This is a genomic window from Streptomyces sp. NBC_01775, assembly GCF_035917675.1.
Classification (GTDB): Bacteria; Actinomycetota; Actinomycetes; order Streptomycetales; family Streptomycetaceae; genus Streptomyces.
Genome location: NZ_CP109104.1, coordinates 3,490,514 through 3,515,108 on the forward strand (window position 1 = coordinate 3,490,514; position 24,595 = coordinate 3,515,108).

At 70.9% G+C, this 24,595-nt stretch carries 22 protein-coding genes; 9 read left to right on the forward strand and 13 right to left on the reverse strand.

The features are described 5' to 3' along the window. Positions 1 to 5: 5 nt before the first annotated feature. Both cpaB and OHB04_RS15500 read right to left on the reverse strand, forming a co-directional pair. Positions 6 to 758, reverse strand: coding sequence for a Flp pilus assembly protein CpaB (gene cpaB / locus OHB04_RS15495; protein ID WP_326807634.1), 753 nt, complete (start codon positions 756 to 758; stop codon positions 6 to 8). Next, the gene (locus tag OHB04_RS15500; RefSeq protein ID WP_326807635.1) at positions 755 to 1,858 is read right to left on the reverse strand and encodes a hypothetical protein; all 1,104 of its coding nucleotides are present in this window, start codon (positions 1,856 to 1,858) and stop codon (positions 755 to 757) included. The genes cpaB and OHB04_RS15500 overlap by 4 nt, the downstream gene beginning before the upstream one ends. 300 nt (positions 1,859 to 2,158) lie before the next feature. On the opposite strand from OHB04_RS15500, the gene OHB04_RS15505 reads away from it, so the two are divergent. Next, positions 2,159 to 2,302, forward strand: a complete 144-nt coding sequence (locus tag OHB04_RS15505) for a hypothetical protein (RefSeq protein ID WP_326688280.1) — start codon at positions 2,159 to 2,161, stop codon at positions 2,300 to 2,302. Positions 2,303 to 2,342: 40 nt separating this feature from the next. Here the strand turns inward: OHB04_RS15505 and OHB04_RS15510 are convergent, their stop codons facing one another. Then, positions 2,343 to 3,650, reverse strand: coding sequence for an Nramp family divalent metal transporter (locus OHB04_RS15510; RefSeq protein WP_326688281.1), 1,308 nt, complete (start codon positions 3,648 to 3,650; stop codon positions 2,343 to 2,345). A 198-nt stretch (positions 3,651 to 3,848) separates the two neighbouring features. On the opposite strand from OHB04_RS15510, the gene OHB04_RS15515 reads away from it, so the two are divergent. The 3 genes from OHB04_RS15515 to OHB04_RS15525 all read left to right on the forward strand — a co-directional run bounded on the left by OHB04_RS15515 (position 3,849) and on the right by OHB04_RS15525 (position 5,787). Continuing rightward, entirely contained in the window at positions 3,849 to 4,889 is a 1,041-nt protein-coding gene (locus OHB04_RS15515; RefSeq protein WP_326688282.1) for a chitinase, read from the forward strand. A 161-nt stretch (positions 4,890 to 5,050) separates the two neighbouring features. Further along, a complete protein-coding gene (locus tag OHB04_RS15520; protein WP_326807636.1) occupies positions 5,051 to 5,548 on the forward strand; it encodes a DUF2975 domain-containing protein in 498 nt (165 codons plus the stop codon). Then, positions 5,548 to 5,787: a helix-turn-helix domain-containing protein gene (locus OHB04_RS15525; RefSeq protein WP_326688284.1), complete on the forward strand. Its 240-nt coding sequence runs from the start codon at positions 5,548 to 5,550 to the stop codon at positions 5,785 to 5,787. The genes OHB04_RS15520 and OHB04_RS15525 overlap by 1 nt, the downstream gene beginning before the upstream one ends. A gap of 92 nt (positions 5,788 to 5,879) precedes the next feature. Here OHB04_RS15525 and OHB04_RS15530 read toward each other — a convergent pair whose 3' ends face one another. The 6 genes from OHB04_RS15530 to OHB04_RS15555 form a co-directional block, all read right to left on the reverse strand. Then, positions 5,880 to 6,761: a S1 family peptidase gene (locus OHB04_RS15530; RefSeq protein WP_326688285.1), complete on the reverse strand. Its 882-nt coding sequence runs from the start codon at positions 6,759 to 6,761 to the stop codon at positions 5,880 to 5,882. Between the two features lie 87 nt (positions 6,762 to 6,848). After that, positions 6,849 to 7,787, reverse strand: a complete 939-nt coding sequence (locus OHB04_RS15535; protein WP_326807637.1) for a S1 family peptidase — start codon at positions 7,785 to 7,787, stop codon at positions 6,849 to 6,851. 215 nt (positions 7,788 to 8,002) lie between these two features. Next, the gene (locus OHB04_RS15540) at positions 8,003 to 9,493 is read right to left on the reverse strand and encodes a GntP family permease (RefSeq protein ID WP_326807638.1); all 1,491 of its coding nucleotides are present in this window, start codon (positions 9,491 to 9,493) and stop codon (positions 8,003 to 8,005) included. 57 nt (positions 9,494 to 9,550) lie between these two features. Then, positions 9,551 to 9,964 carry a RidA family protein gene (locus OHB04_RS15545; RefSeq protein WP_326688288.1) on the reverse strand — a complete coding sequence of 138 codons (414 nt, stop codon included), beginning with the start codon at positions 9,962 to 9,964 and terminating at the stop codon, positions 9,551 to 9,553. Beyond that, a complete protein-coding gene (locus tag OHB04_RS15550; protein WP_326688289.1) occupies positions 9,961 to 10,737 on the reverse strand; it encodes an IclR family transcriptional regulator in 777 nt (258 codons plus the stop codon). The genes OHB04_RS15545 and OHB04_RS15550 overlap by 4 nt, the downstream gene beginning before the upstream one ends. Further along, a complete protein-coding gene (locus OHB04_RS15555; protein WP_442815092.1) occupies positions 10,734 to 11,876 on the reverse strand; it encodes a sugar kinase in 1,143 nt (380 codons plus the stop codon). Before OHB04_RS15555 ends, OHB04_RS15550 begins: the two co-directional genes overlap by 4 nt. 191 nt (positions 11,877 to 12,067) lie before the next feature. Between OHB04_RS15555 and OHB04_RS15560 the strand changes: the two genes are divergently transcribed. Next, entirely contained in the window at positions 12,068 to 13,354 is a 1,287-nt protein-coding gene (locus OHB04_RS15560) for an alanine racemase (RefSeq protein WP_326807640.1), read from the forward strand. A 36-nt stretch (positions 13,355 to 13,390) separates the two neighbouring features. Beyond that, positions 13,391 to 14,983, forward strand: coding sequence for an N-acyl-D-amino-acid deacylase family protein (locus tag OHB04_RS15565; protein ID WP_326807641.1), 1,593 nt, complete (start codon positions 13,391 to 13,393; stop codon positions 14,981 to 14,983). Between the two features lie 206 nt (positions 14,984 to 15,189). Here OHB04_RS15565 and trhA read toward each other — a convergent pair whose 3' ends face one another. Continuing rightward, on the reverse strand, positions 15,190 to 15,933 hold the full coding sequence (gene trhA / locus OHB04_RS15570) for a PAQR family membrane homeostasis protein TrhA (protein ID WP_326688293.1): 744 nt from the start codon (positions 15,931 to 15,933) through the stop codon (positions 15,190 to 15,192). Between the two features lie 244 nt (positions 15,934 to 16,177). Here trhA and OHB04_RS15575 point away from each other — a divergent pair, with 244 nt between their 5' ends. Then, the gene (locus OHB04_RS15575; protein WP_326807642.1) at positions 16,178 to 18,013 is read left to right on the forward strand and encodes a phosphoenolpyruvate carboxykinase (GTP); all 1,836 of its coding nucleotides are present in this window, start codon (positions 16,178 to 16,180) and stop codon (positions 18,011 to 18,013) included. Positions 18,014 to 18,134: 121 nt separating this feature from the next. On the opposite strand, the gene OHB04_RS15580 is transcribed toward OHB04_RS15575, so the two are convergent. Together OHB04_RS15580 and OHB04_RS15585 are read right to left on the reverse strand one after the other, a co-directional pair. Then, the gene (locus OHB04_RS15580) at positions 18,135 to 18,548 is read right to left on the reverse strand and encodes an SCO4983 family protein (RefSeq protein ID WP_326807643.1); all 414 of its coding nucleotides are present in this window, start codon (positions 18,546 to 18,548) and stop codon (positions 18,135 to 18,137) included. 95 nt (positions 18,549 to 18,643) lie between these two features. After that, a complete protein-coding gene (locus OHB04_RS15585; protein ID WP_326688296.1) occupies positions 18,644 to 19,855 on the reverse strand; it encodes a pyridoxal phosphate-dependent aminotransferase in 1,212 nt (403 codons plus the stop codon). A 148-nt stretch (positions 19,856 to 20,003) separates the two neighbouring features. Between OHB04_RS15585 and OHB04_RS15590 the strand changes: the two genes are divergently transcribed. Both OHB04_RS15590 and OHB04_RS15595 read left to right on the forward strand, forming a co-directional pair. Beyond that, entirely contained in the window at positions 20,004 to 21,698 is a 1,695-nt protein-coding gene (locus tag OHB04_RS15590) for an MFS transporter (RefSeq protein ID WP_326807644.1), read from the forward strand. 5 nt (positions 21,699 to 21,703) lie between these two features. Next, positions 21,704 to 22,357, forward strand: coding sequence for a TetR/AcrR family transcriptional regulator (locus tag OHB04_RS15595; protein ID WP_326688298.1), 654 nt, complete (start codon positions 21,704 to 21,706; stop codon positions 22,355 to 22,357). A 107-nt stretch (positions 22,358 to 22,464) separates the two neighbouring features. On the opposite strand, the gene OHB04_RS15600 is transcribed toward OHB04_RS15595, so the two are convergent. Then, a complete protein-coding gene (locus tag OHB04_RS15600) occupies positions 22,465 to 24,537 on the reverse strand; it encodes a thioredoxin domain-containing protein (RefSeq protein WP_326807645.1) in 2,073 nt (690 codons plus the stop codon). Positions 24,538 to 24,595: the final 58 nt, after the last annotated feature.

Here is a 24,595-nt window from a genome sequence, read left to right on the forward strand (position 1 = left end):
CTGCCTCACTTGTCTCCGGGGAGCGTGTAGGTGCGGTCCTCCTCGGGGACCTCGGCGTCGTCGCCGGGCGCCACGAGGGCGAGGCGCACATGCTCGGCGAACGACTCGGCGTAGGCGACGCGCTGCGCGTCGGCGGTGCTGAGCGCGAAGGTGATCGGCACGCCGTCCCGCTCGCGCTGACGGGTCCGCTCGTCCCGGCTGCCGTCGTCCTTGAGCGGGGTGAGCTTGCCGACGTCGATGACCTTGGCCTGGCTGACGATGACGCGGGACTCGGAGGGCGTCTTGCCGTTGCCGGTGCTGTTGCCGCTCTTGGCGTCGGAGCGCTGTTCGCCCTCGAAGGTGGCGTAGATGTTGACCCGGTCACCTGGGTTGATCTTGCCGGCGACGCCGGTCTCCGCGTCGATCATGATGGCGATCTCCTGCTCGCCCGCCTTCAGCCGGGGCCGCTTGGCCATCATGTCGGACTGGAGGAGCGAGCCCTTCTTGAGCGGGTTGACGGCGATGTGGCCGCGGATGCCCGACAGGTCGGTGACGGCGGTCTCCGGCAGCCAGCGCTCGGGCATGGACACCTTGGTGAACTGCGCCTCCTCCAGCTTCCGGTAGGCGGGCACGTCCTCCTTCAGCTCGTAGGCCGTCGTCTCGTCGCCCACCTTGGACTCCACGTTCCTGATCACGGCGAGCACTCCGGCGAACGCGGCGAGGGCGCACAGGATCGAGAGGACCAGCAATATGACGCCGCGGCGCTGGCGTGAGTTCATCGACGGATACCTCGGGGATCGGCGACGACGGGAGCGTCGTCCGTGTGGGTGGCGGTCGGCGCGGCGGGCTCGGTGACGGCGCTCTGGGGCGGTGCGGCGGGCCGGGGCGGGACGGCGCCCTGGGGCCGGGGGGCCTCCTGGGGGTGGGCGGCCTCCTGGGGGTGGGCGGCCTCCTGGGGGTGGGCGGCCTCCTGGGGGTGGACGGCATCCCGGGGCCGGCCGGACTCCCGGGGCTGGGCGGGCTCTCCGGGCCGGCCGGAGGAGGGGGCCCGGCGCTGCTCCCGCGCCGGGGCGCGGCCCCCCTCCTGCCCCTGGGGCAGAGCGGGGGCCGCGCAGAACGCGCAGCGGTCTCCGATGAGTTCGAGCCCGCACCAGTGGCACTCGTCCCGCCGCACGGAGGCGACGAGCTGGTAGAGCACCGAGACGTCGGGGATGGCGGCCACGAACTCCGTCAGCTTTCCCGTGCCCCACCACTCGGCCGAATCCCCCGGCAGATACGCCTCGCGCACCTCACCGGATCGCCAGTGGGGGGCCAGCGTGCGTGTGACCCAGTCCGAGGCGAGCTGGCCGCGCGCGACGGTCAGCTCCGTGGCGAACTGCGGCCCCGTCAGGGCGCTTTCCCCCTCTCCGCCCAGCCGGACCAGCTCGGGCGTCGGCGCGGCCAGAACGGCGAACTGGGCGCCGGGCATCCACGACTTGGCGTGCGCGGTCAGGGTGACCGGCACCCGGTCGAGCCGCGCGACCGAGCCGAGGACCGCTCCCGCGTACAGGTAGTGCGTCAGCAGCCGGGCCGCCGCGCCGAGCACGCCGGGCGTGAAGTCACAGAGCGAGAGCTGCCGCAGCTGCCGTACGAGAACGCCGGTGGCCAGCGGCGGCAGCGCGACCGGCAGCAGCGCGATGCGCCGGCTCTCCAGCAGGGATCTGATCGTGTGCAGCCGGTGCAGGTAGCGGGTGGGGAGGGTGGCCGGATACAGGGCGATGAGGTAGCCGTGCTGCTCCAGCAGGGTCTGGGTCTCGGCGAGCGCGGCCTCCAGCGGCTGCTCGTCGGGCGAGCTGAAGACGTGGGCGCGCGGGGTGTGCCGGTCAGGCGGAGCGAGCATGTGATCACCCCTGGTGACCGCTAACGCCGTCGACACATCCGCCTCCCCCGGGTCCTCTGCCACGGTGGCTTCGGCCGGATCCGCCCAACTCCGCGCCGAGTGCCCTCGCTTGCCGATCTCGTCGTACGCCTGCCGACATAACACACTATCCACGGGACACCGGCCAGTAGCAGCCCGTTCCGGGAACCCCGCGCTTCCAGCGGGAGCACTACCCGCCCCCCGCACCACACCAACCCCCCATCGCCCCGGCGCCCTTTCGAGGAGGGCACAGCCGTTCATCCGATCCGGGGACCGGGGGATGTGCTCACGGCGTGGCCGGCGCGGTCTTCCTACGGTCCGCGCACCGGCCTGGAATCCCTGGACCGGCGGCTGGAAGTCCTGGACCGGCGGCTGGAGCGGGACGGCCGTCAGGCCGCCCGCGAGCCAGGGCCCGGCGTCCGGTGAAGGCCCCGGGGCGACCGGACGGGTCCCGCCGGGCCGCTCCTCACCAGGGCAGCTCCCTCAGCTGCTGGACGCACAGGACCACGAAGAGCACGCAGGACGCGGCGAGCAGGGTGTTGCTGAGCCAGCCGCTGCGCCATTCCTGTGGTGTGCGGCCGGTGTTGAGGAGCCACATGAGGGTGGCGGCGAGGAAGGGCATGAAGAAGGCGCCCAGGACGCCGTAGGCGATGACGAGGCCGAAGGGCTGGTCGAGCCAGAGCAGCGTCATCGGGGGGAACGTCAGCCACAGCAGGTAGCCGCGGAAGGGCCAGGAGCGCTCCTGTTCACCCCGGGCGACCGGGGCCACGCCCGCCTCGGCCGCCAGCCCGCGGGCCGCCTTCAGCCGTTCGACGAAGTCCGCGAACATCAGGCTCACGCCGTGCCAGACCCCCACCAGGGAGGAGAAGGAGGCGGCGAAGAAGCCGATCAGGAACAGGACCGAGGTGAAGGTGCCGAAGCGCCGCTCCAGGATGTCGTTCAGGTCCAGGAGCCCTTTGTCGCCGGTGGCGAGGGCGATGTGCGAGGCGTGGAGCAGTTCGGCGCCCACGATCAGCATCGCGACGACGAAGACGCCGGTGGTGATGTAGGCGACGCGGTTGTCGAGCCGCATCATCTTCATCCAGCCGCTGTCGGTCCAGCCCTTGGCGTTGATCCAGTAGCCGTAGGCGGCCATGGTGATGGTGCCGCCGACGCCGCCGATCAGCCCCAGCGTGAAGACCATGGAGCCGGAGGGCAGGACGGGGAGCAGCCCCGCGAAGGCGGCCGGGAGGTCGGGCGAGACGCGGATCGCGACGTAGACGACGACCACGAACATCACGCCGACGAAGACCATCATGATCTTCTCGACGATGGCGTAGCGGTTGCCCCATACGAAGGCCAGCCCGATCAGCCCGGTGATGATCGCCCACGCCTTGAGCGGCATCACGTCGGGGAAGAGCGCCTGGAGCGGCAGCGCGCTGGAGGACATGGCGGTGGCCCCGTAGATGAAGCCCCAGATGACGACGTAGACGGCGAAGTAGACCGTGGTCCAGGGGCCGAGGCTGCGCCAGCCGTCGAAGATGGTGCGGCCGGTGGCCAGGTGCCAGCGGCCGGTGGCCTCGGCGAGCGCGATCTTGACGACGCAGCCGATGACGGCGGCCCACATCAGGGTGTAGCCGAACTTGCTGCCGGCGATGAGCGTGGCGACGAGATCGCCGGCGCCGACGCCGGTGGCGGCGACGACCATGCCGGGGCCGATCATCTTCCAACTGGGCTTGCGCACCGGGGGCCGCGCGCCGCCTGTGGTGCTGGGGGTGGTGTCCTCCGCTGACATACCGGGCTGCCTCCACCGTGCGCAGGGATGGCGTACGTGCTGGTCGTGGGCGCATGTAACCGTCTGCGGACGATCAGCACAAGGGGGTACGCACGCCCGGACGCTACCGCCAGGTATTGACAACCTCATTGGTCTGGACCAGGTTGTACGCCACACACGCACCACCTCCCCCCATGTCCCCCCACACCGGAGGCAGTTGTGGCCCGTAACAGATCCCTGATCCCCCGCCGGTTCCGAACCCGCGCGCTGGTCGGCCTCACGGCCTCGGCACTGGCCGCCGCCGGGCTGTTCGCCTTCGGCGCGGCGCAGGCGAACGCCGGCGCGAGCGCGTCACCGGAAGCGGGGCCCCGCGTCGGCGCCTCCAAGGTCCCCGCCCACGCGGTCACCGGCTACTGGCAGAACTTCAACAACGGCGCGAAAGTCCAGACCCTCGCGGACGTGCAGAAGGACTACGACATCGTCGCGGTCGCCTTCGCGGACGCCACCACCTCGCCGGGCCAGGTCGACTTCAAGCTCGACCCGGCGCTCAACTACTCCGAGGATCAGTTCAAGGCGGACATCGCCGCCAAGCACGCCGAGGGCAAGTCGGTCGTCATCTCCGTCGGCGGCGAGAAGGGTGCCGTCTCCGTGAGCGACGACGCCTCCGCCGACGCCTTCGCCAAGAGCATCACCGGCCTCATGGACAAGTACGGCTTCGACGGCGTCGACATCGACCTGGAGAACGGCCTCAACTCCACATACATGACCAAGGCCCTGGAATCCATCCACGCCGCCAAGAGCGACGTCGTGGTGACGATGGCCCCGCAGACCATCGACATGCAGTCGCCGCAGAACGAGTACTTCAAGACGGCGCTCAACATCAAGAGCTTCCTGACCGTCGTCAACATGCAGTACTACAACAGCGGGTCCATGAACGGCTGTGACGGCAAGACCTACTCGGCCGGCACCGTCGACTTCCTGACGTCGCTGGCCTGCGTCCAGATCAAGGGCGGCCTCGATCCGTCCCAGGTCGGCATCGGCACCCCGGCATCCTCGCGGGCCGCCGGCTCGGGCTACGTCGAGCCCGGCGTGGTCAACGACGCGCTGGACTGCCTCGCGAAGGGAGAGCGCTGCGGCAGCTTCACCCCCGACCAGAAGTGGCCCGGCATCCGCGGCGCCATGACCTGGTCCACCAACTGGGACGCCACGGACAGCGACAAGTGGTCGAGCACCGTCGGCCCCCACGTCCACGGTCTGTAGCCCCCACGCGCGACCCCGAACCGTGCGGAGCCCCCCACCCCCCACCCCGCACACACACGACGCCCCCGGGTCCGGCAACGGCTACCCGGGGGCGTCGCGTTGAGGCGCCGAACCAGACGACACCTATTGATTTTCGATCGATACCAATCGATAATCGATGCATGCACCGTCTCTTCATCACAGCGCTGCGCGCCGGTATCGCCGCGGCATTCCTGGCCGGTCTCTTCGGCCAGATCCTCGTCATACCGAACACGGCCGCCAACGAGGTCGACACCTTCCCTCCTTACGAGCCGTTCGAGGCGCCCTACGTGACGGTGGCGATCGTCGGCGTCGCCTGCGTCCAGGTCGCGCTCGTCGCCACGTGGATGCTGCTCAGCATGGTCGAACGCGACGCGATCTTCACGCCGCGTGCCTTCCGGTGGGTCGACGTCATCATCGGGGCCTCGATCGTGGCGACGCTGTTGGCGACAGGGGTCATGGCGCATCTGGCCCTGGCCACCATCCCCTCCCCCGGCGACGGCATGGAGGTCATCGGCGCCTTGTTCACCGCGACCGCGTGCGCCGGTGCGGGGACATACTTCGCGTTGCTCGTCGTCATCATGCGAAGCCTCCTGCGCAAGGCGACGGACTTGCAGACCGAGATGGCCGAGGTGGTGTGATGGCGATCATCGTCGACCTCGATGTCCAGCTCGCCAAGCACAACATGTCCGTCGGCGAGTTCGCCGCCGCCGTCGGCATCACCCCCGCCAACATCGCCGTGCTGAAGAACGGCCGTGCGAAGGCGGTGCGGTTCACGACGCTCGACGCGATCTGCCGCACCCTCGACTGCCAGCCCGGCGACGTGCTGCGCTGGGTACCCGACGAGGGCGCGGACGACGGCGGGACGACGGCGCCGTAGCGGGTGACCGGCCGGCCGGAGAGGGTCCGGCGCCGCGGCCACCCGCTACGGCGAGTGCGCCCACGTCGTCGCGGGCGGGGCGAGCGGTCCCGTTACGCCTTCGGCTCCGGCAGCACGCAGTGGCGTGCGTCCAGGTCGAGCTGGTTGCCGCGGCCGAAGCAGGAGTTGATCAAGTATGTCTGCTGGCCGTAGGCGTTGAGGTAGCGGACCACCACGTGGCCCTTCTCGTTCACCTCACACGGGTTGTTCAGGGTGCACATCTCCCCGTCCTCGTTGTGGGTGTTGTTCACCCCGACGACCTTGTTGGTCTTGTTGTCGATCACCGGGGAGCCGGAGGTGCCGCCCTTGGTCTGGCAGTCCATCGTGTAGCGGATGGAATCCTTCCAGGTCCAGTCGCCCTCCTTCAGCCGGTAGGCGAAGCCGTCGACCGCGCAGCCGAAGGTCTCCTTCCAGTAGCCGGAGACGACGGTGATGTCGCGGCCCTGGCGCGGGTGCTTGGCATCCAGCTCCAGCGCGTCGATGCCGTACTTCTTCTTGATCTCCTTGTACGTGGAGGTGGACTCGTACACCGAGATGTCCGTGTCCGTCATCGTCGCGTAGGCGATCTTGTCGGAGTGGATCTTCCCGGCGTCGCTGCCGTCCGCGTTCAGGAGCGTGAAGTCGCGGCTCGTCTTCTTGTCGACGACGACCTCACCCGCGCCCGGCATGCCCTCTTGCAGGCAGTGCCCGTTGGACAGGACCAGCGCCGGGTCGCCGGGCTTGGAGTTCTTCAGCTTGACGACGGAGCCCGAGCAATTGCTGAGCGCGACGGTGCCCTCGAAGGTGGGCTCCTTCTGCGCCGAGGCCGGGTCCGAGGCGGACGTCGAGGCGGCTGCGGACGTCGAGGCGGCTGCGGCGGGTGCCGCGGCTATACCGGCCAGCGCGGCGGCGCCGAAGAGCACCGCCGCGAGCGTGCTGGCTAGGGGCTTTCTCATGAACGACCCTTCTGAAGTAGGGATACAGCGGTACGGACGCGCCGTGCGCTGCATCTCCACAGCGCCGCCTCAACGCCCCTGCGGGCGCTACGGCTTGGGTAGCGTGCAGCCCTCACGGCTGAGGTCGATCTGGTTTCCCGCTCCCACGCACGGCGCGATGATGTAGGTCTGCTGGCCGTAGGCGATCTGGTCGTGAACGGTGGTCTTGCCGCTCTCATCCACCTCGCAGGGGTTGTTGAGCGTGCACTCCGCACCGTCCTCGTTCCGGGTGTTGTTCACGCCGACGACCTTGCCCGAGGCGTTGTCGATCACCGGGGAGCCCGAAGTTCCGCCCTTGGTCTTGCAGTCGGCGGTGTAGCGGATCGAGTCCTTCATCGTCCAGCCCGCTTCCTTGAGCCGGTACGCGAAGCCGTCGATGGCGCAGCCGTAGGTCTCCTTCCAGTAACCGGAGACCACGGTGATGTCGTTGCCCTGCGTGGGGTGGGCAGCGTCGAGGTCGAGTGCCTTGATGCCGAACTCGGACTCGATCTCCTGGTAGGTGGAGCCCACCTCGTAGAGCGAGACGTCGGTGTCGGTCATGGTGGCGTAGGCGATCTTCGTGGCCTTGACGGTGCCCGCGTCACTGCCGTCGGCCTTCAGCAGCGTGAAGCTGCGGCTGGAGGCCTTGTCCGTGATCACCTGGCCGGGCTCGGGCATGCCCTCTTCGAGACAGTGCCCGTTGGACAGGACCAGCGCGGGGTCACCGGGCTGGGACTCGGGCATCTTGACCACCGAGCCGGAGCAATTGCTCAGCGCGACGGTCCCCTCGAAGCTGGGCGCCGCCGCTGGCGCCTTCTTCGCGGCCGACGCGCTCGAAGAGGCGGCGTCCGTCGCTGGCGTGGACGTCGCTGGGGTGGACGTCGCTGGGGTGGACGTCACTGGGGTGGACGTCACTGGGGTGGCTGCGGCGGGGGACGCGGCTATGCCCGCGAGAGCGGCGGCTCCGAAGAACGCCGCGGCGAGCGAGCCGACGAGAGGTCTTTTCATTGTGGGGGTTCCTCTCTTGGTACCGAAGGTCGATTCGGTCTGACGCCGTGCATTCTTGGGCCAGTTGAGGTTCACCCACAAGAGCGCCCCCGGAAGCGATATGAGCGATTCCGGGGGCGCGAGGGGGACGGGGCAGGCGGGACGGGGGCGGGGACGGACGCGGACCCACGCCCGCGCCCCCGGAACGAGCGGACCCGCGCCCGCGCCCCGCCGCCCTAGACGAAGACGCTCACGAGTGCGGCGACCGCGAAACCGGCGACCGAGAGCACGGACTCCAGCACCGTCCAGGACTTGAGGGTGTCCCGCTCGGAGATGCCGAAGTACTTCGAGACCATCCAGAAGCCGCCGTCGTTCACATGCGAGGCGAAGATCGACCCCGCCGAGATCGCCATGATGACCAGCGCGAGATGCGCCTGCGAGGGGTCGCTCTCGGCCAGCAGCGGCGCGACGATCCCCGCCGTGGTGACGATGGCGACCGTCGCCGAGCCCTGTGCCACGCGCAGCACCAGGGAGATCAGATAGGCCAGCACGATCACCGGCAGCCCCGCGTCCCCGAACACGTCGGCGAGCGCCTTCGCGACGCCCGACCCCTGAAGGACGGCGCCGAAGACGCCGCCGGCGCCGACGACCAGAATGATGTTGCCGACGGGCTTGAGCGAGGCGGTGGAGACCGTCTCCAGCGACTTGCGGCTCCAGCCCCGGCGCAGCCCCAGCAGGTAGTAGGACAGCAGCAGCGCGACGGTCAGCGCCACGAAGGGGTGGCCGATGAACTCGATGACCGAGCGGCCCGTCGAGGGGTCCAGCGCGATGGAGGAGAACGTCGCGGCCAGGATCAGCACCAGCGGGGTGCCGGTGATGGCCAGCACCGTGCCGACGGCGACCGGCTTCTCGTCGGCACGCGCGCCGTCGGCACGCGCGCCGTCGGCACGCGCGCCGTTGGCACGCTGCTCCTCGGCGACGGCCGCCTTCGCCTCCTCAGCGGCCTCCAGCATGTCCTGCGGCACGGGGACGAACACGCGGTTGCCGATCCAGGCCGCGTACGCCCAGGCCGCCAGCACGGCGGGGATTCCGCAGATGACGCCCATCAGGATGACCCAGCCCAGGTCCACGTTGAGCAGCCCGGCGGCGGCCACGGGGCCCGGGTGCGGCGGCAGGAACGCGTGGGTCATGGACAGCCCCGCCAGCATCGGCATGCAGTACAGCAGCACCGACTTGCCGCTGCGCTTGGCGGCGGCGTAGATGATCGGCGCCAGCACGAAGATGCCGACGTCGAAGAAGACGGGGATACCGAAGATCAGGCCGGTCAGGCCCATCGCGAGCGGGGCGCGCTTCTCCCCGAACAGCCCCAGCAGCCGGGCCGAGAGCGCCTCGGCACCGCCGCTGACCTCCAGGATCGCGCCCAGCATGGTGCCCAGGCCGATGATGATCGCGACGTGCCCGAGGATCCCGCCCATCCCCGCCTCGATCATCGAGACGGCGTCGGACTTCTGGACGGTGCCGAACAGTTCGGTCACGGAAAGGCCCGCACCCAGGCCGACGGCTATGGACACCGTGAGCAGCGCCACGAACGGCTGGATGCGGACCTTGATGATCAGTACGAGCAGCAGGACGATCCCGAGGGCCGCGACGGTCAGCAGACCCCCGGTCCCGGGTATGAGCGCGAGCAGGCCGCCCGTATGGGGCGGGGTGTCTGCGGCAAGCAGCATGGGGAACTCCATTGTTTCCGTGCCTGGTCCCAGAACGCCCGGATGGGGGGATGACCCTCAGCCGAGGACGGCGAGGGTGTCGATCTCGACCAGCAGACCGGCGGGAAGGCCGACGTACACCGTCGTACGCGCGGCCGGGGCCTCCTGAAGGGAGGCGAAGTACTCGTTGTAGATCTCGTTGAACTCGGCGAAGTGCGCGGTGTCCGTCAGATACACCCGCACCATCACCGCGTCCTCCCAAGTGGCGCCCCCCTCCTTGAGGATGGCCTCCACGTTGGCGAAGGTCTGGAGGGTCTGCTCGCGCAGGCCGGGGCCCACCGGCGTGGGCGCCTGGCCCTCGGCGGCCGGGCCGAAGCCGACCTGCCCGGCGACCTGGAGGATGTTCCCCTTCCGCACGCCGTGCGAGAACTTCGCGGGCGGCGTGGTGTGCGTGTCCGGGGTGAGTGCGGTCTTGGGAAGCTTGTCGCTCATGGTGCGGCTCTCTTGGCTCGTTGACGGTCGGGGGACCTGCCCACGTACTCCGCGCTGATGGCCTCGGCCGTGCGGCGTACGCGGGGCAGAAGGGTGAGGAGTTCCTCGGCGGAGACGACGACGCTGGGCGCCGAGACCGACATCGCCGCCACCACCCGCCCCTCGGCGCCCCTGATGGGCGCCGCGACGCAGTTGATGGACTCCTCGTGGCCACCGAGGTCGGTGGCCCAGCCCTGTTCGCGCACCTTCGCCAACTCGGTGAGAAAGGCGCCGGCGCTCGGGGTGGAACGGGCTGTGTACAGGGGATAGTCGAGCCGTTCGGCGACCGCGCGCCGCTCCGGCTCGGGCAGATCGGCGAGCAGCAGCTTGGACACGGCGGCGACGGTGATCGCCACGGGTTTGCCGATGCGGGAGTACATCCGCACCGGGTAGCGGCTCTCGACCTTGTCGATGTAGCGCACCTCGTCCTCCTCGTAGACGGCGAGGTGGACGGTGTGCCCGCAGGCGGCGTTCAGTTCCGCGAGGTGCGGGTGGGCGATCTCCCGTACGTCGAGGTTCTCCATGGCCTCCTGGGCGAGCGCGAACAGCCGCGCTCCCAGCCGGTAGCGCTGGTCGGGCTGGCGGTAGACGATGCCGTGCTCGTGCAGGGTGCGCAGCAGCCGCAGCGCGGTCGACTTGTGCACCTCCAGCCGGGTGGCGACCTGCTCCAGGTTGGCGGGCCCCTCGGCGAGCAGGGGCAGAATGCTCAGCGCCCGGTCCACGGTCTGACTCATGCGGAACGCACCTCCGGCTCCTCTTCCGCCGGCTCTTCTTCCGCCGGCTCTTCTTCCGCCGGCTGCTCTTCGTCGGGCCCCCGCACGGTCCAGCCCGGGGCCAGCCGGAGTCTCCCCCACGCCTGGGCGTCCAGGGCCACGAGCCGGTCGGCCCGCTCCTGGCCGGGCGGCGGCGCGAGGTCACCGGCTGCGGTCAGCGCGGCGGCGGCCATCACATGGCCGTGCCGCAGCCGCTCCACCACGGGCAGTTGACGCAGCGTCCCGGCGAGGAACCCGGCCGCGAAGGCGTCGCCCGCGCCGACGGGCGAGACGACGTCCACGCGCAGCGCGGGCGCGAAGACTGCGGGCGCGTCCCCGACGAACGCGGTGGCCCCGGCGCTGCCTTGCTTGACGACGAGCACGGCGGGCTCGGGCAGCGCCGCGCGGACGGCTTCGGGCCCTCCGCCGATCCCCCAGGCCGCCGCGGCCTCGTCCTCGCCCACGAAGACGAGGTCGCTGTGGCGGGCGAGTTCGAGCAGGACGCCGGGGCCGGGCCCGTGCCCCTCGCGCCACAGGCCGACGCGGTAGTTGACGTCGAAGGAGACCAGCGGCCCAGGGTTGCCGCCGCCGCGCGCCCCGGTCAGGGCGCGCATCAGGGCGAGGCAGTCGGCGGAGAGCGCGGCGGTGATCCCGGTCAGGTGCAGCACCTGGCCCGAACCGAGCACGTCCAGCGCGACGTTGGTGGGCGACATCGCGGAGGCGGCCGACCCGGCGCGGTAGTAGAGCACCTCGGAGAGCGGGGGCCCGGCCGACTCGGCGTCGACGGGCCGCCCGTCCCCGACAGACCGCCCGCCCTCGGTGGGCCGCCCGTCCTCAACGGACCGCCCGTCCTCGGTGGGCCGCTCGGCGTCCGTCCGGAAGTAGATGCCGGTGGGGCGCACGGGGTCGCGCTCGACGGCGGCCGTGTCGACGCCGTGCCCGGCGATCGTCCGCACCAGGTGATCGCCGAAGCCGTCGGTGCCGACCCTGCTGACCCAGCGGGCCCGGTATCCGGCGCGGGCCAGGGCGCAGGCGACGTTGGACTCGGCCCCGCCGATCGAGCGGTCGAAGGAGGGCACGTCGGCGAGCGGCCCGGGCCGGGAGGGCAGGAACGTGACCATGGACTCGCCCAGGCAGACGACGTCGATGTCAGGGGTGGGGGTCACGATCCGTACCGCTCCTTGGGGCCGAGGGGGCTGCCGGTGCCGCGCTGATTCCATTGACCGGCCGTTCGGCGGGATGCTAGACAGCGGTAAGCGTCATACGCAATGGTCGTTGCAAGATCTGCAACATAATCTTCTACGGAGCCCGCATGGCCGCCCTCGACGACGCCGTCGCCCGCCTTGCCGACGAGCCAGCCGACCACCGCTTCAAGGGGCTGCCGCCGGACGCCGCCGTGTCCGGCACCACCCTCGGCGGGCTGGCTGCCGAGCGGCGCTCCCTGTTCACCGGCGGCTTCACCTCCCCGGTGCTCGCCCTCTCCGCCGAGCGCCTGGAGCACAACCTGGCGACCCTCGCCGGCTACGCGGCACGGCACGGCCTGACCTTCGCTCCGCACAGCAAGACGCACATGGCCCCCCAGCTCATCGCCCGCCAGCTGGCGGGCGGGGCATGGGGCGTCACACTCGCGGTCCCCCACCAGGTGCGTGTGGCCCGCGCCTTCGGCGTCCAGCGGATCCTCCTCGCCAACGAGCTGGTGGACGCGGCAGCCCTGCGCTGGCTCGCCGGCGAGCTGGACAGAGACCCGGACTTCCGCTTTGTCTGTTATGTCGACTCACTGCGCGGCGTCTCGCTCATGGACGAGGCCCTGCGCGCGGCGGGCGCGCGGCGCCCGCTCGACGTGGTGGTGGAGCTGGGCGCGGGTGAGGGCGCGCGCACCGGCGCCCGCACGGAGGCCGAGTGCGCCGCCCTCGCGGACGCGGTGGCCGCCACCGGCACCCTGCGCCTGGTGGGCGTCGCCGGTTACGAGGGCGAGGTGCCCGGCCCCACCCTGGAGAACGTCGGGGCCTGGCTGGAGCGGCTGACCGCGCTGGCCGTCACCTTCGACAAGGCGGGGCGCTTCGCCGGACTCGACGAGATCATGGTGAGCGCGGGCGGCAGCGCGTGGTTCGACGCCGTCGCCGACGCTTTCGCGGGTATCCCCGCCCTCTCGGCGCCGACGTTGAAGCTGCTGCGTTCCGGCGCGTACGTCTCGCACGACGACGGCCACTACCGCGAGGTGACGCCCTTCAACCGCCGCCCCGAAGAAGGCGGCCTCCAGGCCGCCTTCACCCTGTGGACCCAGGTCATCTCCCGCCCCGAGCCCGGACAGGCGTTCGCGAACGCGGGCAAGCGGGATGCCGCGTACGACCTCGAACTGCCGGTCCCGCGTGTGGTGCGGGGCCTCGACGGATCGACGCGCTCCGCGCAGGGCATCACCGTCGCCTCGCTGAGCGACCAGCATGCCTGGCTCCACGTGGACGAGGGCGTCACCCTCGACGTCGGCGACTGGATCGGGCTCGCCCTGTCCCACCCCTGCACCATCTTCGACAAATGGAAAGCCATCCCGTTGGTCGAGGCGGACGGCACGGTGGTCGACGTGATCCACACGTTTTTCTGACCCCCGCGCCGCAACCAGAGAGGCATCGGAATCCGCATGGACCTGGTCATCCGTGACGCCCGCGTCATCGACGGTACGGGCGCCCCCGTCTACCGGGCGGACGTCGCCGTCCAAGACGGCCGCATCGCCACCATCGCCCGCGAGGGCGAGCCCCGCCCGAGCGGCGGCCACACCATCGACGCGGACGGCCAAGCGCTGGCGCCAGGCTTCATCGACATGCACGCCCACTCCGACCTGGCGATCCTCCGCGATCCCGACCACTCGGCGAAGGCCGCACAAGGCGTGACGCTCGAAGTCCTGGGACAGGACGGCCTGTCCTACGCGCCGGTCGACGACACCACCCTCGCCGCGCTACGCGAAGCCATCACCGGTTGGAACGGTGACGGCAGCGACATCGACTTCGACTGGCGCACCGTCGGCGGCTACCTGGACCGCATCGACCGCCAGGGCACCGCCGTCAACGCCGCGTACCTCGTCCCGCAGGGCAGCGTGCGCATGCTGGCGGTGGGCTGGGACGACCGTCCCGCCACCCCCGACGAGCTGGCCACCATGAAGCGCCTGGTCGCCGAGGGCATGGAGCAGGGCGCGTTCGGCATGTCCTCGGGGCTGACGTACACACCGGGCATGTACGCCTCGGACGCGGAACTGACCGAGCTGTGCCGCGTGGTGGCCTCCTACGGCGGCTACTACTGCCCCCATCACCGCTCCTACGGCGCGGGAGCGCTGGAGGCGTACGAGGAGATGGTCGCGCTCACCCACGAGGCAGGCTGCGCGCTGCACCTCGCGCACGCCACCATGAACTTCGGCGTCAACAAGGGCCGGGGCCACGAGCTGCTCGCGCTGCTGGACGGGGCGCTCGCCGAGGGCGCGGACATCACGCTCGACACGTATCCCTACACCCCGGGCTGCACCACGCTCGCCGCGATGCTGCCGAGCTGGGCGAACGAGGGCGGCCCCGAGGCGACGCTGGCCCGGCTGGCCGACCCGGCGGCCACCGCGCGCATCCGGCACGTCATGGAGGTGGAGGGCGCGGACGGCTGCCACGGGGTACCGATCGAGTGGGACTCGATCGAGATCTCGGGCGTGAGCGACCCCGAGCTGACCGCGTATGTGGGCCGTACGGTCGCCGAGTCCGCCGCGGTGCGCGACGAGGCCCCATGGACGACGGCTCACCGGCTGCTGACCGAGGACCGGCTGGGCTCGACGATCCTCCAGCACGTGGGCCACGAGGAGAACGTCCGGACGATCATGCGGCACCGGGTGCACACCGGCGGCAGCGACGGCATCCTCCAGGGCGCGAAGCCGCATCCGCGCGCGTACGGCACCTTTCCGCAGTACCTGGGCCGCTATGTGCGCGAATTGGGTGTTCTCTCGCTGGAGGAGTGCGTCGCACATCTGACCGGCCGCCCGGCGGCGCGTCTGCGGCTGCCCGACCGGGGCCTGGTGCGCGAGGGGTACGTCGCCGACCTGGTCGTCTTCGACCCCGGAACGGTCGCGGCGGGCTCCACCTTCGAGCAGCCCCGCACCCTCCCCGTCGGGATCCCGCACGTCCTGGTCGCGGGCCGCCCGGTCATCGAGGACGGCCACCGCACGGACGTCCTCGCCGGACGGGCCCTCCGACGAAGCTGAGCTCCCCATTCTCCCGCCGCTGGGGCACCTCCCGGCCGAAGGCCGAGGGAGGCGAGACGTCAACGGCGCCGATCGGCGGTGTCGAATGGACCGGAGCCTCCGGCAGGTTCGGCACCGCCGCTCACGTTGCGTCGGAGTCCCCACCGTCGCGGCGGGAAGAGGGTGGCCGTCACGACGGAAACGCGAGGCCCCCGGGAGGAAAACGCTCAGGTGTGCTGGTACGCCACGATCGAGATGCCCACGTAGTGGACGACGAACGCGGCCAGCGTCAGGGAGTGGAAGACCTCGTGGAAGCCGAACCAACGCGGTGAGGGGTTGGGGCGCTTGATGCCGTACACCACCCCGCCGGCGCTGTAGAGGACGCCGCCGACGATCACACAGACGAGCACCGCGATCCCGCCCCGCTGCATGAAGTCGGGCAGGAAGAAGACCGCGGCCCAGCCCATCGCGATGTAGCAGGGCGTATACAGCCAGCGGGGGGCGCCGACCCACAGGACGCGGAAGCCGATGCCGAGCGCTGCGGCCACCCAGATCCCCCACAGCAGCAGATCGCCTCTGCCGTCGGGCAGCAGCAGGATCGTCAGCGGCGTGTACGTGCCCGCGATGATCAGGAAGATGTTGGCGTGGTCCAGGCGCCGCAGCACGGCGTTGACCCGGGGGCTCCAGTCGCCTCGGTGGTAGAGGGCGCTGATGCCGAAGAGCAGGCAGGCCGTGAGCGTGTAGACGGCGCACGCGACGCGCCCTCGGGTACTGCCGGCGAGGGCGGTCAGGAACATTCCGGAGACCAGCACAGCGGGGAACATGCCGGCGTGCAGCCAGCCGCGCAGCTTGGGCTTGATCACCTGTGCGGCCGAGACGGCGGACGCGGACAGCCGGTTGGCTGCTGCCGGGGGGGACGACACGGGCGTCGTGGCGGCGGGCTCCGGGGACGGGGACGCGGAGTCGTTCATCAAGCCATCGTACCCACTACCTACTCAACCGTAGGTTACGGGCGGCCTCCTTCTCGCATGACGGCACGTGTCGACGGACACACAATTCCCATCTGGACAAGCAACCTCTAGGCTCGCATGATCAGATGAGCACAAGCGGCACCGGATGAGCGACGAAGAAAAACCGCCACGAAAGCATCCGGGTCGCGGCCCCCAAGGGGCGCGCTGATAGTCGGACAAAACCCTCAAAATGTCTGGAGCGATCGTGGCGCGCAGTTCTGCGGCTCCCACCACCTCAACCTCGGCCGTCCCCACCCGTCACCAGGAGCTGCGCTCCTGGGTCGACGGGATCGCCGCCCTCACCGAACCCGATCAGGTCGTCTGGTGTGACGGCTCCGAGGCGGAGTACGACCGCCTGTGCGAGGAGCTGGTGGCGAAGGGCACGTTCAAGAAGCTCGACCCCGTCAAGCGCCCCAACTCCTACTACGCCGCATCCGACCCGTCCGACGTCGCGCGGGTCGAGGACCGTACCTTCATCTGCTCGGAGAAAGAGCAGGACGCGGGTCCGACGAACCACTGGAAGGACCCCGAGGAGATGCGCGCCCTCTTCAGCGGGGAGCAGGGCATCTTCCGCGGCTCGATGCGCGGACGCACGATGTACGTCGTCCCGTTCTGCATGGGCCCCCTCGGCTCCCCCCTCTCCGCGCTCGGCGTGGAGATCACCGACTCCGCCTACGTCGCCGTGTCGATGCGCACCATGACCCGGATGGGGCAGGCGGTCCTGGACGAGCTGGGCGAGGACGGCTTCTTCGTCAAGGCCGTGCACACCCTGGGAGCCCCGCTGGCCGAAGGCGAGCAGGACGTGCCGTGGCCGTGCAACCCGACGAAGTACATCTCGCACTTTCCCGAGACCCGTGAGATCTGGTCCTACGGCTCCGGCTACGGCGGCAACGCGCTGCTGGGCAAGAAGTGCTACGCGCTGCGCATCGCCTCCGTGATGGCGCGCGACGAGGGCTGGCTTGCCGAGCACATGCTCATCTTGAAGCTGACGCCGCCGCGCGGAGAGTCCAAGTACGTCGCGGCGGCCTTCCCGTCGGCCTGCGGCAAGACCAACCTCGCCATGCTCCAGCCCACCGTGCCGGGCTGGACGGTCGAGACCATCGGCGACGACATCGCCTGGATGCGCTTCGGCGAGGACGGCCGCCTCTACGCGATCAACCCGGAGGCGGGCTTCTTCGGCGTCGCGCCCGGCACCGGCGAGGACACCAACGCCAACGCCATGAAGACCCTGTGGGGCAACTCGGTCTTCACCAACGTCGCCCTCACCGAGGACAACGACGTGTGGTGGGAGGGCATGACCGAGGAGAAGCCTGAGCGGCTGACCGACTGGAAGGGCAACGCCTGGACGCCGGAGTCGAACGTCCCCGCCGCCCACCCCAACGCGCGCTTCACCGTGCCCGCCGGGCAGTGCCCGATCATCGCCCCCGAGTGGGAGGACCCGCGCGGCGTCCCGATCTCCGCGATCCTCTTCGGCGGCCGTCGCGCCACGGCCGTGCCGCTGGTGACCGAGTCCTTCGACTGGCAGCACGGCGTCTTCCTCGGCGCGAACGTCGCCAGCGAGAAGACGGCCGCCGCCGAGGGCAAGGTCGGCGAGCTGCGCCGCGACCCGTTCGCGATGCTGCCGTTCTGCGGCTACAACATGGGCGACTACTTCGCCCACTGGCTGGAGGTCGGCGAGGGCGCCGACGCGGCGAAGCTGCCGAAGATCTACTACGTCAACTGGTTCAAGAAGGACGAGAGCGGAAAGTTCGTCTGGCCCGGATTCGGCGAGAACAGCCGCGTCCTGAAGTGGATCGTCGAGCGTCTCAACGGCGAGACGGAGGGCGTCGAGACGCCCATCGGCATCCTGCCGAAGAAGGAAGACCTCTACACGGAGGGCCTCGGCCTCTCCGACGCCGACCTCGACTTCATCCTCGCCGTCGACAAGGACGTCTGGCGCGAGGAGGCCGCGCTGGTCCCCGAACACCTCAACACCTTCGGTGACCACACACCCACGGCCCTGTGGGACGAGTACCGCGCCCTGGTCAAGCGCCTGGGCTGACCGGCCCGCTGCGCTTGGGCAGCCTGCTCCCCCAGCCTCCGGCCGGGAGGTACCCCCAGCCCTGCGGAACGATTGCCCACAAGCGCGCGAACCGCCCGAGCGCAGCGGGGCGGAGCCCCTACTACGCCGGCACCGCCTCCGCGGAACCGTGCGCCTCAAGGCGGGCGGTGGTCACAACGGTGGCGGCCTCGTCTCCGCGCGAGGTCGCCACCGACAGCGCGTTGCCGGCGAGCATGCGAGCCCTCGCATGGAGCGAGGCGACATGCGGGGCGTCGGCCCGCAGCGCGGAGGGCTCGGCCCGCAGGGGCGCGCGGCCTCCGGAGAGGCGGGTCACCAGGGCGGCCAGCTCCACCGCGGCGGCCTCCAACGAGGCGTCCGGCGTGAGGACGCGCAGCTCGTCGGTCACCGTGAGCAGCGCGGTCAGGTGCCCCGCGAGGCGGATGTCCAGCTCTTCCTCGCGGGTGCGCTGCGGCAGCCCCCGCAGGGCGTCATCGGCCGAGGTGTGGACCGACTTGGTGCGGATCGGTTCGTACATGGTGGGCCTCCTGGCAATGCGTTCAGAGACCCATCTTAACTTAGACTCCGTCTAAAATTGTCCCGCGTTCACTGATCCTTCAGGGCCCTGAACGATCAGGGCTGGCTGTAGCCGTCCAGAAAGCGACCGATGCGAGTGACGGCATCGGTCAGCTCGCTCACGCCGGGCAGGTTCACGATCCGGAAGTGGTCGGGCTCCGGCCAGTTGAACCCGGTGCCATGGACGATCATGATCTTCTCCGCGCGCAGCAGGTCTATCACCATCTGCCGGTCGTCCTTGATCTTGTAGACCTTCGGGTCGAGCCGCGGGAAGGCGTAGATGGCCCCCTTGGGCCGCACACAGGTGACTCCCGGGATCTGCGTGAGCAGGTCGTACGCGGCGTCACGCTGCGCGCGCAGCCGGCCGCCGGGCAGCACCAGGTCCTTGATCGACTGCCGTCCCCCCAGCGCGGCGGCGACCGCGTGCTGGGCCGGCACGTTCGCACACAGCCTCATGTTGGCGAGGATGGTCAGACCCTCTATGTAGCTGGCGGCGTGCGCCTTGGGGCCGCAGACCGCGAGCCAGCCGCTGCGGTATCCGGCCACGCGGTAGGACTTCGAGAGGCCGTTGAAGGTGAGGGTGAGCAGGTCGGGAGCGATCGCCGTGGTGGGGGTGTGGGTCGCTCCGTCGTAGAGGATCTTGTCGTAGATCTCGTCGGAGCAGACGATCAGGCCGTGGCGGCGCGCGAGGTCGGTCAGACCTCGCAGCATTTCCTCGTCGTAGACCGCGCCCGTGGGGTTGTTGGGGTTGATGATGACGAGCGCCTTGGTGCGGTCGGTGACCTTGCGCTCGATGTCGGCCAGGTCGGGCATCCAGTCGGACTGCTCGTCGCAGCGGTAGTGCACGGCCGTGCCGCCGGCCAGGGAGACGGACGCGGTCCACAGCGGGTAGTCCGGGGCGGGGACCAGCACCTCGTCCCCGTCGTCCAGGAGTGCCTGCATGGACATCTGGATCAGCTCGGAGACGCCGTTGCCCAGGTAGATGTCCTCGACGGACAGCTCGATGCCCTGCGTCTGGTAGTGCTGCATAACCGCGCGGCGCGCCGACAGCAGGCCCTTGGCGTCGCCGTAGCCGTGGGCCGTGCCCACGTTGCGGAGCATGTCCTCGAGGATCTCCGGCGGGCAGTCGAAGCCGAACGCCGCGGGGTTGCCGGTGTTGAGTTTCAGGATCCGGTGCCCTGCCGCCTCCAGCCGCGTCGCCTCCTCCAGGACCGGGCCCCGGATCTCGTAACAGACATTGGCGAGCTTCGTCGACTGGATCACCTGCATATCGCAAGCCTAAGCGCGCCTTTCCCGGGACGCCCCGTGTTTTCCCTCACCCCGGTGACGGGCCGACAACCCTGCGGACACCCATTGACGGCTACTCCCTTTTGAGAGTTACTGTCATTATTGCCACGGAGTCACGGGGAGGACCGCCATGAACACCGCCACGAACGCCGCCACGAACGGGGAGGCCCGGCACGACCCGCGCCGCTGGTGGGCGCTGGTCGCCCTCGGCGCCTGCATGCTGACGCTCGGCTTCGACCTGACGATCCTGAACGTCGCCCTGCCCCGGATGGCCACCCAACTCCACGCCGACACCGGCGACATGCAGTGGATCGTGGACGCCTACGTCGTCGTCTTCGCCGCGACGATGCTCCCCGCCGGGCTGCTCGGCGACCGCTACGGACGGCGCCGGATGCTCGTCACCGGGCTCGCCGTCCTCCTCTTCGGCTCGCTGCTGGGCACCCTCACCGACAGCCCCGGCTGGGTGATCGCGGCCCGCGCCGGCATGGGACTGGGCGCGGCGCTCATCTCGCCGCTGGTGCTGGCCGTCCTGCCCTCGCTCTTCACCGACCCCACCGAGCGCACCAAGGCCATCGGCATCGTCACCGCCGCCGTAGCGGGCGGGATGCCGCTCGGGCCGATCGTCGGCGGCTGGCTGCTGGACCACTACTGGTGGGGCTCGATCTTCCTGATCAACGTCCCGCTCGCCGCGCTCGGCATCCTCGCCTGCCTGCTCCTGCTGCCCGAATCCCGCGACCCCGCCGCCTCCCGCGTGGACCCGCTCAACACCCTCCTGGGCGTCGCGGGGCTCGCCGCGCTCGTCTACGCGATCATCGAGGGCCCCGTACGCGGCTGGGGCGACCCGCTCGTGGTGGCGCTCTTCCCCGTCTCGGTGCTCCTGGTCGCCGCCCTCGTGCTGCGCGAGCGCGGGGCGCGGGGGCGCGGCACCCGGCCCATGCTCGACCTGGACCTGCTGCGCGCCGCGCGCTTCCGCTGGAGCGCGCTGACCGTCACCCTCGCGACGCTCGTGATGTCGGGGCTGCTGTTCGTCGTGCCGCAGTACCTCCAGGCGGTTCTCGGCAACGACGCGCTGGGCACCGGGCTGCGGCTGCTCCCGCTGATGGGCGGCATCGTGGTCGCGGCCCGCGCGGCGGGGCCGCTCGTGGCGAAGCTCGGTCCGCGCCTGGTCATCAGCGCGGGGCTCGTCGTCCTCGCGTTCGCCGCGTTCCTCGGCGCCCGTACGGACACCGGGGACGGCTACGGGCTCGCCGCCACCTGGCTCACCCTCACCGGGCTGGGCACCGGGCTGGCGATGGTGCCCGCCATGGACACCGCGCTCACCGCGCTGCCCGCCGACCGGGCCGGCAGCGGCTCCGGACTGCTGATGACCGTGCGCCAGATGGGCACCGCGCTGGGCATCGCGCTGCTGGGCAGCCTGCTGGCACAGACGTACACCTCCCGGCTCGACCTGGGCGCGCTCCCCGGCGAGCTGCCGCCGGAGGCTGCCTCGGCCGCCTCGGCCGCCGAGGATTCGGTCGTCTCCGCGCATCTGCTGGCCGACCGGCTGGGCCTCCCCCATCTGGCGGACGCGGCCGACACCGCCTTCGTGCACGGGATGAGCCAGGTGCTGCTGCTGTGCGGGGTCGCCGCGCTGGCCGGTGCGCTGCTGGTGGCGACGGTCTTCGGCCCGGCCCCCGCCGGTGAGGGCGCGGGTACGGGTGCCGGTGCGGGCGCCCGTACCGGCACCGGTACGACGGCCGGTACGGGTGCGACGGGTGTGAGTAACGGGGGTGACACAACCACTGGCACGAAGATGGCCCCGCCCGAGGCCGATGCCCGACAATGAGATCCATGGCCCCCGCACCTACAGATTCCGCCAACGACACGTCCGCACCCGCAGACCTCCCCACAGCCAAGCTGGGTCTGCGCGAGCGGAAGAAGCTCCAGACCCGCCAGGCCATCCGGCGGACCGCCTACCGGCTCTTCCAGGAGCAGGGCTACGACGCGACACCCGTCGACCAGATCGCCGACGAGGCGGAGGTCTCCCCCAGCACGGTCTTCCGCTACTTCCCCACCAAGGAAGACATCGTGCTCACCGACGAGTACGACCCCCTCATCGAGGAGGCCCTGCGCGGGCGCCCGCCGGGCGAGCCGCCCGTGGCCGCCCTGCGCGAGGCGCTCTACGAGTCCCTCGCCCGCGTCTACAGCAACGACGCCGACGAGACCTACCAGCGCGTCCGGCTCATCCGTGAAGTCCCCGCGCTGCGCGGGCGGATGAGCGAACACTCCGCCAAGACGATGCGGTTGCTGTTGAACGCGCTGGCCGAGCGGACGGGGAGACCCTGCGACGATCTCGAACTCCGCATCGTCACCGGGGCGATGCTCGGGGCTCTCACCGAAGCGATGTACGCCTGGGTCGACGCCGGCATGACCGGCGACCTCGAGGCCCTCCGCGACCTGGTCAACCGCTCCTTGGCCGTGTTGGAACGCGGCCTCACGCTGTAAGAGCCCTGCCTCGATCGCCGGAGAGCCTGTTCATTGCCCCTCCGGGGGCACCTCCTGGCCGAAGGCTGGGGGGAGGGGGAGGGAAGGGGCCGGGGCAGGGGCTCGATTCACGTGCGGAGCGCGGCCTCCAACGCCTCCGGGTCGGTCACCGGCGCCGCACACACGAAGCCCCGGCACACATACGCGGCGGGACGGCCGTCCACGAGCCCCCGGTCCGCCAGCAGCGGGACCTCCGCGGCGCCCGAGGCACCCGGCGCGCCCACGGCAACCACCGCACCGGGCGCCGAGGACAACAGCGCCGCCCGGTGCAGCACCTCCCCCGCGGCCCCGGCCCCCACCACGGCGACCTCCCGGGGCCCGTCGAGCAGGGCCTCCCCCACCGCCAGCCCCCATCCGATGAACCGCGGTACCCGCCCGGCCAGTTCACGTACGACGCCCAGTGCCCGCGTGGCCGCCTCGCGGTAGCGGTGGTCGCCGGTGTAGGCGGCGTAGGACAGCAGCGCGCCGGCCGCGGCGTTCCACCCCGACGGCACCGCGTTGTCCGTGGGGTCCTGCGGGCGCCGGATCAGCCGCTCCGCGTCGTCGGCCGTGTCGTACAGCGTGCCGTCCTCGGCGGCGAACCGCTCCAGCACGGTGCCCAGCAGCGTGCCGGCGCGCTCCAGCCACTCGGTCTCGCCGGTCACGGCGTACAGCGTCAGAAAGCCCTCGGCCACATCGGCGTAGTCCTCCAGCACGCCTTCGCTGGTGCCGGGCGTTCCGTCGCGCGAGGTGCGCATGAGGCGGCGGCCCTCGTCGTGGGTGTGCGGCCCGGCCAGCAGCCGTGCCGCGCGGCGCGCGGCCTCGACCAGGTCGGGGCGATCGAAGTAGGCGCCGGTCTCGGCGAGCGCGGCGACGGCCAGGCCGTTCCAGGCGGTCACGACCTTGTCGTCACGTTCGGGCCTGGGCCGCTGGGCGCGCGCCTCGAACAGCCTGCGCCGTACGTCCTCGAAGCGCTCTCCCTCGGCGGCGCCGGGCCCGGGGCCGGCCTCCCCCTCCCCTTCCGGCTGCTCTTCGGGAAGCCGCAGCACGGACGCGCCGCCCTCGAACGTGCCGGAGTCGGTGACCCCGAACCAGCGCGCGGCGCGCGCCCCGTCCTCCTCGCCGAGGACCTCCGCGAGCTGCGCGGGCGTCCACACGTAGTAGGCGCCCTCGGCGTGGCCGCCCGCTGCGTCCTGTGGGTCCTCGCTGTCGGCGTCCAGCGCGGAGGCGAAGCCGCCCTCGGCGGTGCCGAGTTCGCGCACCATGAAGTCGGCGGTCTCCAGCGCGACCACGCGCGCCTCGTCCGCGCCGGTGCTGCGCCACAGGTGGGCGTAGACGCGGCACAGCAGCGCGTTGTCGTAGAGCATCTTCTCGAAGTGCGGAACGACCCATTCCGCATCGACCGAGTAGCGGGCGAAGCCGCCGCCGAGCTGGTCGTAGATGCCGCCGCGCCGCATCGCCTCGCAGGTGACCCGCACCATCTCCAGCGCACCGTCCGAGCCGGTGCGGGCGTGGTGGCGCAGCAGGAATTCCAGCGCCATCGACGGCGGGAACTTGGGCGCGCCCCCGAAGCCTCCGCGTACCGCGTCGAAGTCCCGGGTGAGGCCGAGCAGCGCGGCGCCCATCTCCTCGGCCCCGGGCGGCCGGGGCGCGTCGACGCTGATGGTGCGCGCGGCCAGGTCACGGCTGATGCGCCCGGCGACGTCGTCGACCTCCTCGCGCCGGTCCGTCCAAGCGGTGCGCACTCCCTCCAGCACCTGCCGGAAGGAGGGCATGCCGTGGCGGGGGCCGGGCGGGAAGTAGGTACCGAAGTAGAAGGGCCGGGCATCGGGCGTCAGGAACACCGTCATCGGCCAGCCGCCCTGCCCGGTGGCCGCCTGCACGGCCTCCATGTAGACGGCGTCCACGTCGGGCCGCTCCTCGCGGTCGACCTTCACGGCGACGAAGTCCGCGTTCACCAGCCGCGCGGTCTCCTCGTCCTCGAAGCTCTCGCGGGCCATCACGTGGCACCAGTGGCACGCCGAGTAGCCGACGGACAGCAGTACGGGTACATTGCGCCGCTTCGCCTCATCAAACGCCGCCTGCCCCCACGGCCACCAGTCGACCGGATTGGAGGCGTGCTGGAGCAGGTAAGGCGACTGGGAGTCAGCCAGTCGATTCATACCGGGATCGTCGCACGACCGGGACCGTCCGGCCCACCTGGCGGGTTCGGGCTCCAGG